The sequence below is a fragment of the Hydrogenophaga sp. RWCD_12 genome (assembly GCF_046604225.1).
Taxonomy (GTDB): Bacteria; Pseudomonadota; Gammaproteobacteria; order Burkholderiales; family Burkholderiaceae_C; genus Hydrogenophaga.
The window spans coordinates 296791-312679 of sequence record NZ_JBKIXC010000003.1 but is presented as its reverse complement, the minus strand read 5'-3'; the positions used below and the strand labels follow the sequence as shown (position 1 = coordinate 312679).

The following is a 15889-nucleotide window of genomic DNA, read 5'->3' as shown; positions in this document are numbered from 1 at the left end:
GATTGCAGAAAGGTCCTCAATGATAGGCAAGCTGACCGGCACGCTGCTGGAAAAGAACCCGCCCCAGATCCTGATCGACTGCCACGGCGTCGGCTACGAGGTGGATGTGCCCATGAGCACCTTCTACAACCTGCCGGCGGCGGGTGAAAAAGTGTCGCTTCTGACGCACTTCGTGGTGCGCGAGGACGCGCAGATCCTCTACGGCTTTGGCACCGCCAGCGAGCGCGAGGCCTTCCGCCAGCTCGTCAAGATCAGCGGCATCGGGCCGCGCACCGCGCTCTCGGTGCTGTCGGGCCTGTCGGTGGCCGAACTGGCGCAGGCGGTGACGGCGCAGGAAGCTGGTCGCATCGTCAAGGTGCCGGGCATCGGCAAGAAGACCGCCGAGCGCCTGCTGCTCGAACTCAAGGGCAAGCTGGGCGCCGACCTGCCTCTGGCCGGCGGTGCCGCTGCTGTGGGTGACGCCGCGAGCGACATCCAGCAGGCACTGATGGCGCTGGGCTACAACGAGAAGGACGCCGCCGCCGCCCTGAAGGCCCTGCCGGCGGGCGTGGGGGTGAGCGAGGGGATCAAGCTGGCGCTGAAGTCGCTGGCGAAATAGGCGCCCCGACCCGCGCAGCGGCGGCGCGGGAGGTTACGTGCCCTCCCGAACCAGTCGCCCGTTGACCGCCTGCACCGGGCGGGCATTCATCGGGAACAGCTTGGTGAACAGCTTGAGCTGGTCGGGGCCGAGCGTGACGGGTTGCTTGAGCACCTGCCAGAGCACGCCTTCGGTGCAGGGCGGCGTGGTCAGCGAACCCATGAACTGGTAATAGCGCTGGTCGGTCGGCAGCAACTCGTTGAGGTTGAGCAGGTCGTCGGGCAGCTGCACGCGGTCGTTGGTGTCCAGCGGCATGCGGGTCCAGACCTTCTGGATGAACGGGTTGTTGGCGCCCACGTCCAGCAGCACCGCAACCACGGCGAGCTGGCCGGCTTCGTTCTTGTGCACCAGGTGCGCCACCATGGCGAAGCCCTTGTAGTTCACCTTTTCTTCCGCCGGGTGGTGGAAGTGGAACTGCACCAGTTTGTAGGGCGTGCCGCGCACCTTGATGTAGTTGTGGCCCGTCACGTCGACCTGGATGGTGTGGCCGTTGTTGACCACGCTGCCACCACTGGGGCCGTAGCGGAACTCGATCGGTTCGGCCGGGCCGGGCACGGCGTCGGTGGTCTGGATGTGGATCGGCGACTGGCGGTTGCCGATGGCGCAGACATTGAAATCGGGCTTCATCTGGCCCCAGCGCTCGGGCCCGTTTTCGCCGGCGTAGTCCCAGTGGGCCTCATGGCCACCGCCGCCGGCTGCCGCGCCATGGCCGGCCAGGGCGGCGGCCTTGGCGCGGATGTACTCGCGGCTGCTGCCGGAGGCGGCACCGTGGCCGCTCTGGGCCGCCGCGACGCGGGCCGCGTGGGGCGCGGTGCGGGCGGCGTCGGCCGGGTTGATGACCAGCGAGACCTGTTTCACCTGGCCCGCCTGGTGTGCGGTCACGGCGGCGCGGACCTGTTGTGCCAGCGAGGAGGTCGGCCGTGCGGCTTCGGCGGCGACGGGTGCTGCCGGAGCGGCGGCCGGGGCCCCATGGGCTGCGGCGGCTGGCGCTGCCGCGCGAGGCGCTGGTGCGGCAGGGGCCTCGTGACCACTGTTCGCACTGGCGGGCATGGCGGTCAGCATCAGGCTGGCCAGCAGGGTCAACGAGGGCAGGAGAGCGGGTGTCGGACGGGTGTTCATGGCGGTTCTTCGGGGAGCTGCAGAAAGGGCCTGTCTGCCATATCGGACCCGTCCGCGCCGGACTTGAGGCCGCGCATCGGCGGGTATAGTCGTGCGACCCTTCCAGGCACCCCTGAGACCCCCGACCGAACCCACCGCCGTGAGCATCCAGACCGACGATTTCGCCCCCGCACCCCGTGTGGTGTCGGCCGCCGCCGTTTCGCCCAAGGAAGAGGCGATCGAGCGCGCGCTGCGCCCCAAGCTGCTGGACGAATATGTGGGCCAGCAGAAGGTGCGCGAGCAGCTGGAGATCTTCATCGGCGCGGCCAAGAAGCGCAGTGAGGCGCTGGACCACGTGCTGCTGTTCGGCCCGCCCGGCCTGGGCAAGACCACGCTCTCTCACATCATTGCGCAGGAGCTGGGCGTGAACCTGCGCCAGACCAGTGGCCCGGTGCTGGAAAAGCCCAAGGACCTGGCGGCGCTGCTGACCAACCTCGAACCCAACGACGTCCTGTTCATCGACGAGATCCACCGGCTCAGCCCGGTGGTCGAGGAAATCCTCTACCCCGCGCTGGAGGACTACCAGATCGACATCATGATCGGGGAAGGCCCGGCGGCGCGCTCGATCAAGCTCGACCTGCAGCCCTTCACCCTGGTGGGTGCCACCACACGCGCCGGCATGTTGACCAACCCGCTGCGCGACCGCTTCGGCATCGTCGCGCGGCTGGAGTTCTACACCGCCGAAGAGCTGGCGCGCATCGTCAAGCGCAGCGCCGGCCTGCTGAATGCGCCGATGGACGAGGCCGGCGGTTTCGAGATTGCGCGCCGCTCGCGCGGCACGCCGCGCATCGCCAACCGCCTGCTGCGCCGCGTGCGCGACTACGCGGACGTGAAGGGCAACGGTCGTATCACCAGCGATATCGCCAACCGCGCGCTGGCCATGCTCGACGTCGATCCGCAGGGCTTCGACCTGATGGACCGCAAGCTGCTCGAAGCCGTGATCCACCGCTTCGACGGCGGGCCGGTCGGGCTGGACAACATCGCGGCCAGCATCGGTGAGGAGCGCGACACGATCGAAGACGTGATCGAGCCCTACCTGATCCAGCAGGGCTACCTGCAGCGCACGCCGCGCGGGCGCATCGCCACATTGGCGGCCTACCGCCATCTGGGTGTGGCGCCGCCAGCCAACGACGGCGCGCTGTTCAGCGAATAAGCCGCACGGGCGGTTCGGCATGGCGTCGGAAACCCAATCTGGAGCCGAGGCATTCCACGCCTCCTGGCGCAGCGGGTCGTTGAATCTGGGGCTGCTGTCGATCGGCATGGCGGCGCTGATGGGCGCGGCTGCGATGTCGATGGGCACCAAGGCCTTGCTGCTGGGGGGGATGGCCGCGTTTTTCGGCTTTGTGGGTGCCGTGCTTCTGCGCCAGCTCGTCGGCCCGGCGCCGCTGCTGGTTGTCGGGCCGGCGGGCGTCACGGCCCGGCTGTTCAACGGCCACACCATTCCCTGGACCGAGATCTCCGACGTGCAGTACGGCAGCGTGCAGGGGCAGCACATCCTGACCTTTGTCCTGCGGCCTGGCTCGCCCTGGCTGGCGCGCACCCGGCCGATGCTCGGCTTCGGCCTCAAGCGCAACCTGAGCCTGGGCGCTCTGCGCACGGCGGACCGCGAGCGAGCCATCGGCGCGGCCATGCAGGGATTCCGTCGGCATGCAGGCCCGCAGGCGCAGGCGGCCGGACGCGCGCTGATGGACGATGCGGTGGCCGAGGAGGCGTTCGAGGAGCAACTGCAGGCCGTCACGCCCTCGCTCTGGGCGCTCTACGCGGTGATGGCGCTCAACGGCGCGGTCTGGCTGGCGACCGTCATGGGTGGACTGAGCCCGATGAAGCCGCTGTCGGCCGACCTGTTTGCCTGGGGGGCCAATTCGGCCACGGCGGTGGTGCGCGACGGCGAACTCTGGCGTCTGCTGACTGCGACCGTGCTGCACGCGGGCGTGCTGCACCTGGCGCTGAACATGTGGGCGCTGTGGGACGCCGGGCGGCAGGTCGGCCGCTGGTACGGCAACGGGCAGTTCCTGCTCATCTACGGGGTCTCGGCGCTGGCGGGCAGCGCGCTGAGCCTGCACTTTTCGTCGCAGCAGGCGGTCTCGGTCGGGGCGTCGGGCGCGGTGTTTGGCGTGCTCGGCGCGCTGGTCACGGGCGTGTACCAGCACCGCCACCGGGTGCCCAAGGGCGTGTTCTCGCGGCTGATGACCAGCCAGGCGGTGTTCGTGGTGATCATGCTCGGGCAGGGCTTCGCGCGCGAAGGCATCGACAACGCGGCCCACGTCGGTGGCCTGCTGGCGGGCGCGGTGATGGCCTGGCTGCTGGTCGAACGGGTGGAAACCCAGGCGAGCGCGGCGCACCGGCGCCAGCGCCGCCTCCTGGCGACCGGGGTTGCCGCGATGGCGGTGGCCGCGCTGGTGTGGACCGCCCGACCCGGGGTCGACCACCGCGAACTGTTCCGCACCCAGGCCGCCCTGCGCACCGTGCTGCCAGCGATGCGCGCGGCCGAGCAGGCCCTGCACGAGGACGCCAAGGGGCAGAAGGAAGGCCGGTTGACCGGCGACCAGTTCATCGTCGCGCTGGAGCAGCGCCACATCCCGGCCTACCGCGCGGTGGGGCAGACGCTGCAGGGCCTGCGTCCCGAGCCCCCCATCCCGCCGCTGGACAACCTGCGCGAGCGGCAAGGCGCGGTGCTGGAAATGATGGAGCTGGAAGTGGGCCGGGCGCGCGGCACGGTCGATCCGCAGCACGTCCGCGAGCGCGTGGCGGCGCTGAACCGGCGCCTGAACGAACTCAACCGCGCGCAGGGCGCCGCCCCCTGACCGTCAGGCCTGGCCGCGGAACTCCCGCCACTGCACGCGCGCGAACCAGCCGCAGAGCACGCAAAGGCCCCAGAGCATCAAGGTCCCCCAGCCCAGGCCGCTCCAGCCGTCGGTGAGCGACATCGCGGCCATCAGTCCGGTGAAGAAACAGGCCATCGCGGCCAGCAGGCAGAACACCAGGGCCAGGCCGCGTTCGGTGCCGCGGCGCACCGTCTGCAGGGTGGTCTGTGTCTGTTGCCAGGCCGCGGCGGCGTCCTGGCCCGCGGTGGTCTGCTGGGCGGCGAGTGCGGCCTGTATCTCTGGCGCCTGCGCCAGGGCGGCAAAGTCACCCCGGGCAGGCCGACCTGCCCGGCGGCGCCACCAGAAGAACAGGAACACGGCGGCGATGACCAGCAGGATGCCGGCGATCCAGCGCAGCTGTTCCTGCCAGGGCACGCTGCCGGTGTGGACGATGTAGTGCAGCATGGCGATTCGGGTGCGGGCTCAGACGTGTGGGCGGTCTGAGAACCGGCCTTGCAGCAGGGCGCCTTGCACCCAGAGGGCGGTGGTCAGGCCGGCGGCCCAGGCGATCTGGGCGCGCAGGCCCAGCGTGTCGGCGGTCCAGAGAAAGTACGCAATGCCGCCCAGCAGCGCCACGAACAGGACGACGGCGACGCCTTGTGCGGCCCGGGAGGCCGGTGGGTCGAAGCGCTGCACCGCCGCGATCTCGAACGGCGCCACCGGCCAGCGCGCCGCCACGTCGGCCGGTCGCCAGCCGGGCGGCCTGAGCCAGGCCTGCAGCTTGTCGCGCCACCGTTTCGCCCGGGCGCTGTCGCGGGCCAGCCCGGCGTAGACCTCGGCGTTGGCCCAGACCGGGTCCCAGCTCTGCAGCGGCTTTCGGGTGCCGTACACGCAGGGTTCGGCCGGGTCTTCGGGTTCGAAGGTGCCGAACAGGTGGTCCCAGAGCATCAGGATGCCCCCGTAGTTTTTGTCGAGGTAGCGGTCGTTGACGGCGTGGTGCACTCGGTGGTTCGAGGGCGAGGCGAACCAGCGGTCGAAGCGGCCCATCGAACCGATCTGCTCGGTGTGGATCCAGAACTGGTAGAGCAGGTCGACCAGGCCCACCACGGCGAACACCAGTGGCGGCACGCCCGTCAGGGCCATCGGCAGGTAGAACACCCAGCCCAGCAGCGCGTAACTGGCGGGCTGGCGCAGCGCGGTGGAGAGGTTGTAGTGCTGGCTCTGGTGGTGCACCACGTGCGCCGCCCAGAACACCCCGACTTCGTGACCGATGCGGTGGTTCCAGTAGTAGAGGAAGTCGTAGACGACCAGCGCCAGCAGCCAGCCGGCGGGGGAGGTCCAGAAGCCGTCGTCGCTCCACAGCGCCGTGTGGTCCTGCACCCAGACATAGATGCCTAGCCGCAGCGCGAGCGTGAACACGTCAGCGACCCGGCTGAGCATGCCCAGGCCAATGCTGGAAAGCGTGTCGGCCAGCGCGTAGGTGTTGCGGCCACGCCGCAGGCCGACGGCGAACTCGACCGCGATCAGCAGCAGGAACACAGGCATGGCGAGCACGATGACCTGGTTCGGACTCATGGACGCTCGATCAGGGATGGGCTCAGGCCGTGCTCTCGTCCAGCGCTGCGTCCTGCAGGTGGCTGGTGTCGGCCCAGCCGACCAGGCTCAGGCCCTCGGGCGTCCAGAGCAGGCGGTTGACGGCGGTGTTGGTCAGGTCCCAGGTGCGCGCCGCCTGCAGCTCCAGCCGGGTCGCGGCGCGGTACAGGATGTCCAGCACGCCACCGTGGGCCACCAGCATCAGCTGCTCGCCCGGGTGCCGCGCCGCGATCTCGTCGACGGCGGCCACCACGCGCTCACGCAGTTGCAGCAGCGATTCGCCGCCGGGCGGCGCGAAGTCGGGCACGCGCTTGCGCCAGGCCAGCGCGTCCTGCGGGTGGTGCGCCTCGATCTCGGCCCAGGTCAGGCCTTCGAAGTGGCCAAAGGCGCGCTCGCGCAGGCCCTTGTGCGCCTGTACCGGCTTGCCATGCGCGCGCGCGGTGGTGGCGGCGGTTTCGAAGGCACGCGAGAGGTCGCTGGCGTAGAAGGCGGCAATCGGCTCGTCGCGCAGCGCCTGGGCCAGGCGCTCGGCCTGCCAGCGGCCCTTGTCGGACAACGCGATGTCGGTGTGGCCCTGGATGCGGGTGTCGCGGTTCCAGTCGGTTTCGCCGTGGCGCACGGCGAGGATGCGGGTGATGTGCAAGGCAATGGACCTCGGAAACTGGCAATAAGTCACTGTAGCGCCGGATTGGCGGGCTGACCACGGGCAGTTCCGGGGATCGGCTTTCGGCGCAGGGCGGGACAATGCCGGAATGAACGAGCTCAACGCGGCGCTGGCTGCGGATTTTTCCTCGCTCTTCCAGTTCCTGCCCATGGGTGCGTACCGCAGTTCGCCCCAGGGGCTGATGCTGCGTGCCAATCCGGCGCTGGTGCAGCTCAACGGCTACGAGGACGAACCGGCCATGCTGGCCGACGTCAATCACGCCGACAGCGACTGGTATGTCGAGCCGGGGCGGCGGGCCGCGTTTCGGGCGCTGCTGGAGCGCGACGGCTTCGTGCGGGGGTTCATCTCCGAAGTCGTTCGGCACCAGGACGGAGAACACCGCTGGGTCAGCGAGAACGCGCACGGTGTGTTCGACGCGGCGGGCGCGCTGATCTATTACGAAGGGACGGTCGAAGACATCACCGACCGCATGGCGGCCCAGCAGGCGCAACAGGACAGCGAGGCGCAGCTGCGCCTGCTGACCGGGCAGCTCCCCGGCATGGCCTTCGTGATTCGCGTCACCGACGACGGCGAGGCCCGCTACCGCTTTGTCAGCGAAGGCGTGCGGCAGATTTACGGGCTCTCGCCGGAAGAGGTGCTGGCTGAAACGGGCATCTTGGCGCGCTACCGGCATCCGGACGACGCCCAGCGCTTTGCCGACCACATCCGACGCATCCATGCCGGAGAAAAAGACCACGGCCTGGAGTTCCGCATCGTGCTGCCCGATGGCAGCATCCGATGGCTGTACCGGCGCTCGGACACCGTGGCCCGGGAGCCGGGCGCACAGATCCGGGTCGGCATCCTGCTGGACATCACCGCCCGCAAGGAGGCCGAGCTGGCGCTGCGCGAGAGCGAGGCGCTGTGGAAGCTGGCGCTGGACAGTGCGGGCGATGGCGTGTGGGACTGGAACATGCTCACCGGTGAGGAATATGTCTCCCCGCGCATCAAGGCGATGTACGGTTTCACCGACGGTGAAATTGCCAGCCATCCGCTGGATCTGGACCAACGCACCCACCCGGACGACGTGGCCCAGATGCGGGTTGACCGGCAGGCCCATTTCGAGGGTCGGGCGCCGCTGTACCGCAACGAACACCGGATCCGCTGCAAGGATGGCAGCTGGAAATGGGTGCTCTCGCGCGGCATGGTGATCGAGCGCGACGAACTGGGCAAACCGCTGCGCATGGTGGGCACGCACACCGACATCTCCGACCTCAAGCAGGCCGAAGCCCAGCAGCGGCTGCTTGAAACCCAGCTGCGCGAGTCGCAGAAGATGGAAGCCATTGGCACGCTGGCGGGCGGTGTGGCGCACGATTTCAACAACCTGCTGGCCGCGATCCTGGGCAACCTCGCGCTGGCGCGCGAAGACGTGGGGCCCGAGCACCTGGCCCAGGAGAGCCTGGCCGAAATCAGCCGCGCCGCCATCCGCGCCCGGCAGCTGGTGCAGCAGATCCTGGCCTTCAGCCGGCGCCAGTCGCAGGAGTTGCGGCACCAGCCGTTGCGGCCGCTGGTGGAAGAGACGCTGGCGCTGATGCGGTCGCTGCTGCCGGCCGGCGTGCAATTGGTCACCCATCTGGAGGACGCACCGCTGACCGTGATGGCCGACGCGACGCAGGTGCAGCAGGTGCTCATGAACCTTTGCACCAACGCCTGGCAGGCCATGGGCAAGAGCCCGGGCCAGGTCGCCGTCGGGCTGGACGCGGTGCGGCTGGACGACCCGGCGGCCATGGGGCTGGAAGGGCTGACACCGGGCGAGCACGTGCGCATCAGCGTGAGTGACGATGGTCCGGGCATGAGCCTGGAAACCCAGCGCCGGATCTTCGAACCGTTTTTCACCACCAAGGCACCCGGTGCAGGCACCGGTCTCGGGCTGTCGGTCGTGCACGGCATCGTCAAGGCGCACCGCGGCGCGATCGCGATCCGCAGCGCGCCGGGCGAAGGGGCCCGCTTTGATGTCTACCTGCCGCTGGCGGCGGCGGAAGAGACCGTCCACGCACCGGTGAAGGCCGTCGAGCCGGCCCCGGCGCCAGCCGCGACGCACCACCACATCGTCTATGTCGACGACTACGAAGCGCTGTCGTTCCTCGCCGGCCGGCTGCTGCGCAAGCACGGTTACCGCGTCACCACCTTCGTCTCCGGCGAAGAGGCGCTGGCCTGGTTGCAGGCGAACCCGGACCCGGTCGACCTGCTGGTGACCGACCAGAACATGCCGGGGCTGAGCGGTGTCGAGCTGGCGCAGGCGGTGCGGAGCCTGCGGCCGGGGCAGCGCGTGGCCATCGTCTCGGGGCATGTCAACGAGCAGCTCATCACGGCGGCAACCGCCGCTGGCGTGTCCGACGTGCTGGGCAAACAGGACAGCATGGACGCGCTGGCCGAGGCCGTCCGCGCCCTGATGGAGAAGCCCTCGCGCTGACGGCGCCAGGCCCGCGGGCGCCGGGTCAGCGCTGGAGATCGACCTCCACCCGGCGCGGACCGGCCGGGGGCTTGGGAAAATCCTTCAGCGCAGCATTCACCATGGCCTGCCACAGTGCCGGCGTCGAGTTCCAGCGGCTGTCGTGTTCGGCCCGGGTTTCATAGACCACCTGACCACCCGGCGCGGCGCGCACCAGCAGCGATACCTGCCGCAGAGTGTCCGGCGGGTCGGCCGGGAACATGAACATCGGCGCCCAGAAGAAATGCCCGTTGCCCGCCAGGATCTGGCCATGCACCGACCAGCCGCTGCGCCGGTCGTCCCAGGGATCGCGCGTGCGGGTGGTGCTGGTCGACAGCTGGACCGTCCAGCGTGCGTCGGCGTCTTTCTCGGCCAGGGTCCAGCCGTGGGCCTCCAGCGACTGACGGGCCATCGCTTCCAGGGTGCTTTGTTCCTGCGCGGCAGCACCGTCGCCCTGCGACGGCAGGCGCTCGAAGCGGTAGCGCTGAGGTCCTTGCGGCACCACGGGAGTCGCTCCGCCGGTCGGCTGCTCCCAGCGTGCAAAGCTCTGCACCGTGTTGTCCACGCGCTGCGGGCCGGCGCAGGCCGCCAGCGACAAGACCAGCATCAGCGTGAACAGTTGTCGAAGCATGGAGTTCCCGGTGTCTGGCGGTCAGGATTCGACCGCCGCAATCGGTATGACCGTGCGCGGGGCGGCAATGTTCCCTTCGGCCGCGTCTTCGTCCACGGCGCGGGGCGGTGCCTGCAGCGGTTCTTCGTCGAAGGCCAGGTCGCCGTCTTCCACCGGTGCACCGGTGGTCTTGATGGTCTGGAACGGGTAGAGCGCCCGATCCATCAGGTGGCTGGGCACCACGTGCTGCAGGGCGTGCAGCATGTTCTCCAGCCGGCCGGGGAACTGCTTGTCCCAGTCGCGCAGCAGGTTGCCCACCTGCTTGCGCTGCAGGTTCTCCTGGCTGCCACACAGCGTGCAGGGAATGATGGGGAACTGCCGCGCCTCGGCCCAGCGGATCAGGTCTTTCTCCGGCACGTAGGCCAGCGGGCGGATCACCATGAACTCGCCGTTGTCGCTGACCAGCTTGGCCGGCATGCCCTTGAGCTTGCCGCCGAAGAACATGTTCAGGAACAGCGTCTGCAGCATGTCGTCGCGGTGGTGGCCCAGCGCGATCTTGGTCGCGCCGAGTTCGCGCGCCACACGGTAGAGGATGCCGCGGCGCAGGCGCGAGCACAGGCTGCACATGGTCTTGCCAGGCTCGATCTTCTCCTTGACGATGGAGTAGGTGTCCTGCGTTTCGATGTGGTACTTGATCCCCAGCTGGCTCAGGTACTCGGGCAGGATGTGGGCCGGGAAGCCGGGCTGCTTCTGGTCGAGGTTGACCGCGATCAGCTCGAAGTTCACCGGCGCGCGCTTCTGCAGCTTCATCAGGATGTCGAGCAGGCCGTAGCTGTCCTTGCCGCCCGAGAGACAGACCATCACGCGGTCGCCTTCCTCGATCATGTTGTAGTCGACGATGGCGCGGCCGACCTCGCGGCAGAGGCGCTTTTCGAGCTTCTTGTTTTCGAAAGCGAGTTTTTCTGGGGTCATGGTTCGGGGCCTCGGGTTGGGTGGGCCGGCGTTGCGTCAAACGCAACAGCTTGTCGCGCGGTGGCGTGTTGCAATGCACAATCTGCCGCACTGCAGCACAAAATTGTGTCGGGTCAAGGTTCGGAATAAGTCGAAAGGTACACTTCCGGACGGAGGGCGGCATCTTTGAGGGCGCCGCACGATCCGCTTGATCCGTGCTTGACCGCGGGAAAGCCATTGATTTTATTTGGAGTCTTTATGTCCTACGTTCTTCACCGGGTTGCTGTTGCCGCTGCGCTGGCTTCCCTGGCCTCTGTCGCCACCGCCCAGACCGCCGGTATGACCACCGACCGTGACGGCAACACGGGTTACGCCTCTCCTGAAGCCTGCGATGCGGCCATTCAGAGCGGCAAGGCCAAGTTCTACAAGCCCCAGACCAAACAGAAGCCGAAGCTGGGCGAGGGCGAAGTGTCGGTGTCCTCGATCCTGCTGAAGGACCTGAGCCCCAACTACTCCAAGGGTGCCTGCGACAAGGGCGTGGCCACGGCCCGCGGCCGCGGCGGCGTGAGCAAGGCTCTGCAGGGCAAGTGGATCCCGTTCAGCCCGGCCATGGAAATCAACGCCTACAAGGACAAGGACGGCAAGATCGTTCGCGTGACCATGCGTCAGTGCGACAACCACTTCTCCGACCTGCTGCCGCGCCCGACCCCGGTCGCCGTGGCTCCGGCACCGGCTCCCGCTCCGGTGGTGGCTCCGGCTCCCGCGCCGGCCCCCGCTCCCGTGGTGGCACCGGCTCCGGCACCCGCTCCGGTCCTGAAGGCCGCCGAAGTGGTGTCCTTCCCGTACGTGTTCGGTACCCTGGGTGCCCAGCGCGACCTGATCAGCAACGGCCCGATCGCCGGCATCGCCCAACACGACGACCACGACACGAAGCTGGCCCTGCAAGGCGGCGTGGGTTACCAGATCAACAAGATCTGGGGCGCTGAAGCGTTTGCCCAGTTCGGCCGTGGCCACGACTTCGAAAACGGTGTCGAGTCCAAGGTCCGCGCCCTGGGGCTGCGCGCCACCGCCGGCACGAACCTGGGTGAAGCCACCCGTGTGTTCGGCAAGCTGGGTGTGGCCAGCGTGAAGCACACCGGTGATGTCGAAGGTTCGCAGACCCGCCCGATCCTGGGCCTGGGCCTGACCCATGCCTTCAGCAAGAACTTGGCGCTGCGCAGCGATCTGGACATGTTCCTGAAGAAGAGCTCCGACGACTCGCGTCACTGGAAGGACCTGGTCTATCTGGGCGTTGGCGTGCAGTACAACTTCAAGTGATGCCGTTTCCGGCGTCCTGAAGCAAAAAGGCCCCGCAAGGGGCCTTTTTCTTTGTTCCATGAAGAATGATCAGGCCCTGGCGCTGCGGCCAATGGGCAGGCCATGGCGGCGGGCGCGGTGCAGCAGGGTGGCGCGGGTGATGCCCAGCTGACGTGCTGCAGCGGCCATGTTGCCGCCGGTGCGCCGCAACGCGGCGGCGATCCACTGGCGTTCGGCCTCTTCCAGTGTCTGGCCGGGGACGGCGGTGGTGTCGGCCGGGGCACGGTTCGGGGCACCGACCAGGCGTCCTCCGCTGTCGCCGGGGGCGGGTGACTGCAGCGACAGCACGCCTTCCCCGAGGTCTTCTCCGCCCCGGAAGAGCTGGTGCACGTCGATCAGCTCGCCGTCGTTCACCATGATCACCGCCCGTTCGATCAGGTTTTGCAGCTCCCGGATGTTGCCGGGAAAGCCGTAGTTGAAGAGGGCCTTGACCGCCCGCTGGCTGAAGCCGGGCACGTCGCGCTGGTAGCGCTCGCGGTAGTGGTGCAGGAAGTGCTGCATCAGCAGCGGGATGTCGTCGCGCCGTTCGCGCAGCGGCGGCAGGTGGATGGGGAAGACGTTGAGCCGGTAGAACAGGTCTTCCCGGAAGCGGCCCTGGCGCACCGCCTCGCGCAGGTTCTCGTTGGTGGCCGCCACCAGCCGCACGTCCACGCGCAGGGTCTTGGTGCCGCCCACCCGTTCGATCTCGCCTTCCTGCAGGGCGCGCAGCAGCTTGCCCTGCGCCACCAGGCTGAGGGTGCCGATCTCGTCCAGGAACAGCGTGCCGCCGTCGGCGCGTTCGAAGCGACCCGGGCGGGAAGCGCCAGCCCCGGTGTAGGCGCCGCGCTCGACGCCGAACAGTTCGGACTCGATCAGGGTCTCGGGAATGGCGGCGCAGTTGATGGCGACAAAAGGCTTGCTGGCGCGGTCGCTGCTGCGGTGCAGGCTGCGCGCGAACATCTCCTTGCCGACGCCGGACTCGCCGGTGAACAGCACGGTGGCGGGTGTGGGCGCGACGCGGCGCACCATGTGGAACGCGGCGTTGAAGGCGGACGATGCGCCGACCAGGGTGGGGTCCTGACCGCCGCTGTTGCCCGGGTCTGCCCAGGGCCCCAGCGGCGCTGCGGCGGGTTCGGCGTCGGCGCCATCGTCGCCCAGCTGCAGATGGCGCAGGTCTTCCTGCGGGTCGTCCCACAGCTCCACGGATTTGCCGATGACCCGGCACTGGGCATCGCCGGCCGAGCGGCAGGCCACCTCGCGGAACAGGATCAGCCTGCCGAACAGCGTGCTCACATAGCCGGTGGCGTAACCGGTCTGCATCCAGCAGGCGGGCGAACCGCCGACGCCATAGACCGCGATGTGCTCGTCGTCCTCGCTGGAGTTGTGCCACAGGAACTCGCCCTGGTAGTCGCCGGTGGCGGCGTCGTAGCTCACGCGCACCACTTCCACCTTCACCACGCCTTCCAGCGCGTGCAGGCGGGTGCCGGCCACGGCGGCCACGGGCGGTTCGGCGTCCGGCCACTGGCGACGCACCAGCTCGGCGTCGCGCGCGCCGCTGAGGTAACCCATGCGGGTGAGCAGACCGCGCGCCTTGTCCAGCCCCATGGTCTCGATCAGCTCGCGTCGCAGCCCGCCCAGGGCCTCGGCGTGCATCAGCACCATGCGCTGGTCCTGCAGCCAGATGCGGCCGTCGCCGGGCGAGAAGAACAGGCATTCGCTCAGGTCGGCCACGGTCGGGTGGCTGCTGCCGTCGACCTGCTGTAGGTCGAAGCGCCACTGGCCGGAGAACGGGACCTGGGTGGGCGGCGCCGGTCGGGTGGCGCCGGTGGCGCGGTGGAGCTGGGCCAGTGAGATGCGGGGACCGGGCATGAAATCACCAGAAATGAACGTAGACATTCAATGTTGGCATTCATTTGTGGTTCTTTGTAGTGATGTTTTCCCGGTGAATGGGCCCCAATGACCCTTCTGAGACCGGTCAGGGTTTGTCCGGAGCTTCCCCTATGAAGCGAAGGCCCTGGGGGCGGGGCGCGGCGCTGGGGCGGTCCGCGACTGGTACGCCCGTTGCAAAGCACGCAGGGCACAGCCGGGGAACACCCGGCACACCAACCTCAACCACAAGGAGACAGACATGGGTGTTTCGGAACACATCGACTGGGCCGACGCGGCCTGCTGGAACGGCACGGCCTTCGACGGCGGCTGGAACACGCACCTGGCCAGCAGCCAGGACGTGATGGAGCCGGCGACCGGTCAGCCACTGTGGCGCACCGGGGTGGCCAGCGCCGCCGACATGCAGGCGGCCGTCGGCCGCGCCCACGCCGCGCAGGCCGCCTGGGCCGCCACGCCGCCGCGCGACCGTGCCGCTCTCCTGCTGCGTGCCGCCGCCCTGTTCGAGCAGCATTTCGACGAGCTGGCGCTGATGATTGCCCGTGAGACCGGCGGCATCATCCCCAAGGGCCAGCACGAGGTGCGCGAGGCGGTGGTGCTGTGCCGTCTGGCCGCCGCCATGCCCATGCAGTCGCAGGGCCATGTGCTGCCCAGCACGAGCGGCCGCCTGTCGATCGCGCGCCGCGTGCCCCACGGCGTGGTGGGCGTGATCTCGCCCTTCAACTTCCCGCTGATCCTGAGCCTGCGCTCGGTGGCGCCGGCCCTGGCGCTGGGCAATGCAGTGGTGCTCAAGCCCGACGTGCGCACGCCCGCCAGCGGCGGCTTCATCATCGCGCGGGTGTTCCAGGAAGCGGGCCTGCCGGCCGGCGTTCTGCAGGTGCTGCCGGGCAACGCCGAGGCGGGCGAGGCGCTCGTGACGGACCCGCGCGTGCCCATGATCGCCTTCACCGGCTCGCCCAACGTGGGACGGCGCATCGGCGAGCTGGCTGGCAAGCACCTCAAGAAGGTGTCGCTGGAGCTGGGCGGCGCGAACAACCTGATCATCCTGGAAGACGCCGACCTGGACGCGGCCGCCAGCGCCGCCGCGTTCGGCGCCTGGTTCCACCAGGGCCAGATCTGCATGGCCAGCAACCGGGTGCTGGTGCACGCGTCTGTCGCCGAAGGCCTCAAGGCCCGGCTGGTCGGCAAGGCCACGCACCTGCCCGTGGGCGATGGCGCCAGCGGTCAGGTCGCCCTGGGGCCGATGATCGACAGCCGGCAACTGGCGCGCTTTGACGCGCTGGTGCAGGAGACGGTGAAACAGGGCGCGACGCTGGAGGCCGGAGGCACGCACGAGGGCCTCTGCTACAAGCCCACCGTGCTCTCCGGCGTGAAGCCGGGCATGCGCAGCTTCGACGACGAACCCTTCGGTCCACTGGTGAACCTGGTGACGTTTGGCTCCGACGACGAGGCGGTGGCCCTGGCCAACAACAGCCAGGGCGGGCTGTCGGCCGCCGTGATCAGCCGCGATGTGGGCCGCGCCATGGCCATCGGCGAGCGGCTGAACGCCGGCATGGTCCACATCAACGACCAGACCGTCAACGACGACTGCACGAACCCCTTCGGCGGCCCGGGCCTGGGCGGCAACGGCAGCGCCGTTGGCGGACCGGCCGACATCGACGAGTACACGCGCTGGCAGTGGGTCACGGTCAAGGCGGCCGTACCGCAGTTCCCGTTCTGACATTGACCACCGCCCGGTTCCGCGCCGGGCGGTGACATCCGGCTTTTCCCACAACACGGACCGGTG

12 protein-coding genes and 1 pseudogene are annotated in these 15889 nt (G+C 68.9%); 6 read left to right on the top strand and 7 right to left on the bottom strand.

Annotation, left to right across the window (positions count from 1 at the left end):
- Positions 1 to 19: 19 nt before the first annotated feature.
- Positions 20 to 598: a Holliday junction branch migration protein RuvA gene (ruvA, locus tag ACLIJ1_RS13425; protein WP_411366040.1), complete on the top strand. Its 579-nt coding sequence runs from the start codon at positions 20 to 22 to the stop codon at positions 596 to 598.
- A 33-nt stretch (positions 599 to 631) separates the two neighbouring features.
- On the opposite strand, the gene ACLIJ1_RS13420 is transcribed toward ruvA, so the two are convergent.
- A complete protein-coding gene (locus ACLIJ1_RS13420; protein ID WP_411366039.1) occupies positions 632 to 1756 on the bottom strand; it encodes a carbonic anhydrase in 1125 nt (374 codons plus the stop codon).
- A 139-nt stretch (positions 1757 to 1895) separates the two neighbouring features.
- Between ACLIJ1_RS13420 and ruvB the strand changes: the two genes are divergently transcribed.
- Entirely contained in the window at positions 1896 to 2948 is a 1053-nt protein-coding gene (ruvB, locus tag ACLIJ1_RS13415; RefSeq protein WP_411366038.1) for a Holliday junction branch migration DNA helicase RuvB, read from the top strand.
- Positions 2949 to 2967: 19 nt separating this feature from the next.
- Complete coding sequence (locus ACLIJ1_RS13410; RefSeq protein WP_411366037.1) at positions 2968 to 4599, top strand: rhomboid family intramembrane serine protease; 1632 nt, start codon at positions 2968 to 2970, stop codon at positions 4597 to 4599.
- Positions 4600 to 4602: 3 nt separating this feature from the next.
- On the opposite strand, the gene ACLIJ1_RS13405 is transcribed toward ACLIJ1_RS13410, so the two are convergent.
- The 3 genes and pseudogenes from ACLIJ1_RS13405 to ACLIJ1_RS13395 form a co-directional block, all read right to left on the bottom strand.
- The gene (locus tag ACLIJ1_RS13405) at positions 4603 to 5064 is read right to left on the bottom strand and encodes a hypothetical protein (RefSeq protein WP_411366036.1); all 462 of its coding nucleotides are present in this window, start codon (positions 5062 to 5064) and stop codon (positions 4603 to 4605) included.
- Between the two features lie 42 nt (positions 5065 to 5106).
- Positions 5107 to 6174, bottom strand: a pseudogene (locus ACLIJ1_RS13400) (sterol desaturase family protein); the annotation flags it as partial.
- Positions 6175 to 6196: 22 nt separating this feature from the next.
- Positions 6197 to 6835: a histidine phosphatase family protein gene (locus tag ACLIJ1_RS13395; RefSeq protein ID WP_411366035.1), complete on the bottom strand. Its 639-nt coding sequence runs from the start codon at positions 6833 to 6835 to the stop codon at positions 6197 to 6199.
- Between the two features lie 109 nt (positions 6836 to 6944).
- Here ACLIJ1_RS13395 and ACLIJ1_RS13390 point away from each other — a divergent pair, with 109 nt between their 5' ends.
- Complete coding sequence (locus ACLIJ1_RS13390; RefSeq protein WP_411366034.1) at positions 6945 to 9305, top strand: PAS domain-containing protein; 2361 nt, start codon at positions 6945 to 6947, stop codon at positions 9303 to 9305.
- A 25-nt stretch (positions 9306 to 9330) separates the two neighbouring features.
- On the opposite strand, the gene ACLIJ1_RS13385 is transcribed toward ACLIJ1_RS13390, so the two are convergent.
- A complete protein-coding gene (locus ACLIJ1_RS13385; protein ID WP_411366033.1) occupies positions 9331 to 9954 on the bottom strand; it encodes a DUF4136 domain-containing protein in 624 nt (207 codons plus the stop codon).
- A gap of 21 nt (positions 9955 to 9975) precedes the next feature.
- Positions 9976 to 10905 carry a tRNA 2-thiocytidine(32) synthetase TtcA gene (ttcA, locus tag ACLIJ1_RS13380; RefSeq protein ID WP_411366032.1) on the bottom strand — a complete coding sequence of 310 codons (930 nt, stop codon included), beginning with the start codon at positions 10903 to 10905 and terminating at the stop codon, positions 9976 to 9978.
- A 237-nt stretch (positions 10906 to 11142) separates the two neighbouring features.
- Here ttcA and ACLIJ1_RS13375 point away from each other — a divergent pair, with 237 nt between their 5' ends.
- Entirely contained in the window at positions 11143 to 12201 is a 1059-nt protein-coding gene (locus ACLIJ1_RS13375; RefSeq protein WP_411366031.1) for an outer membrane beta-barrel protein, read from the top strand.
- 69 nt (positions 12202 to 12270) lie between these two features.
- Here ACLIJ1_RS13375 and ACLIJ1_RS13370 read toward each other — a convergent pair whose 3' ends face one another.
- A complete protein-coding gene (locus tag ACLIJ1_RS13370; RefSeq protein WP_411366030.1) occupies positions 12271 to 14088 on the bottom strand; it encodes a sigma 54-interacting transcriptional regulator in 1818 nt (605 codons plus the stop codon).
- A gap of 259 nt (positions 14089 to 14347) precedes the next feature.
- On the opposite strand from ACLIJ1_RS13370, the gene ACLIJ1_RS13365 reads away from it, so the two are divergent.
- Positions 14348 to 15823 (top strand): benzaldehyde dehydrogenase, encoded by a 1476-nt coding sequence (locus ACLIJ1_RS13365; RefSeq protein WP_411366029.1) that lies wholly within the window; start codon positions 14348 to 14350, stop codon positions 15821 to 15823.
- The last annotated feature ends 66 nt before the right edge of the window (positions 15824 to 15889 follow it).

Coding starts and splice junctions, on each gene's coding strand:
- ruvA (WP_411366040.1), top strand. CDS start 20: ATGATAGGCAAGCTGACCGGCACGCTGCTGGAAAAGAACCCGCCCCAG.
- ACLIJ1_RS13420 (WP_411366039.1), bottom strand. CDS start 1,756: ATGAACACCCGTCCGACACCCGCTCTCCTGCCCTCGTTGACCCTGCTG.
- ACLIJ1_RS13410 (WP_411366037.1), top strand. CDS start 2,968: ATGGCGTCGGAAACCCAATCTGGAGCCGAGGCATTCCACGCCTCCTGG.
- ACLIJ1_RS13405 (WP_411366036.1), bottom strand. CDS start 5,064: ATGCTGCACTACATCGTCCACACCGGCAGCGTGCCCTGGCAGGAACAG.
- ACLIJ1_RS13390 (WP_411366034.1), top strand. CDS start 6,945: ATGAACGAGCTCAACGCGGCGCTGGCTGCGGATTTTTCCTCGCTCTTC.
- ACLIJ1_RS13385 (WP_411366033.1), bottom strand. CDS start 9,954: ATGCTTCGACAACTGTTCACGCTGATGCTGGTCTTGTCGCTGGCGGCC.
- ttcA (WP_411366032.1), bottom strand. CDS start 10,905: ATGACCCCAGAAAAACTCGCTTTCGAAAACAAGAAGCTCGAAAAGCGC.
- ACLIJ1_RS13375 (WP_411366031.1), top strand. CDS start 11,143: ATGTCCTACGTTCTTCACCGGGTTGCTGTTGCCGCTGCGCTGGCTTCC.
- ACLIJ1_RS13370 (WP_411366030.1), bottom strand. CDS start 14,088: ATGCCCGGTCCCCGCATCTCACTGGCCCAGCTCCACCGCGCCACCGGC.
- ACLIJ1_RS13365 (WP_411366029.1), top strand. CDS start 14,348: ATGGGTGTTTCGGAACACATCGACTGGGCCGACGCGGCCTGCTGGAAC.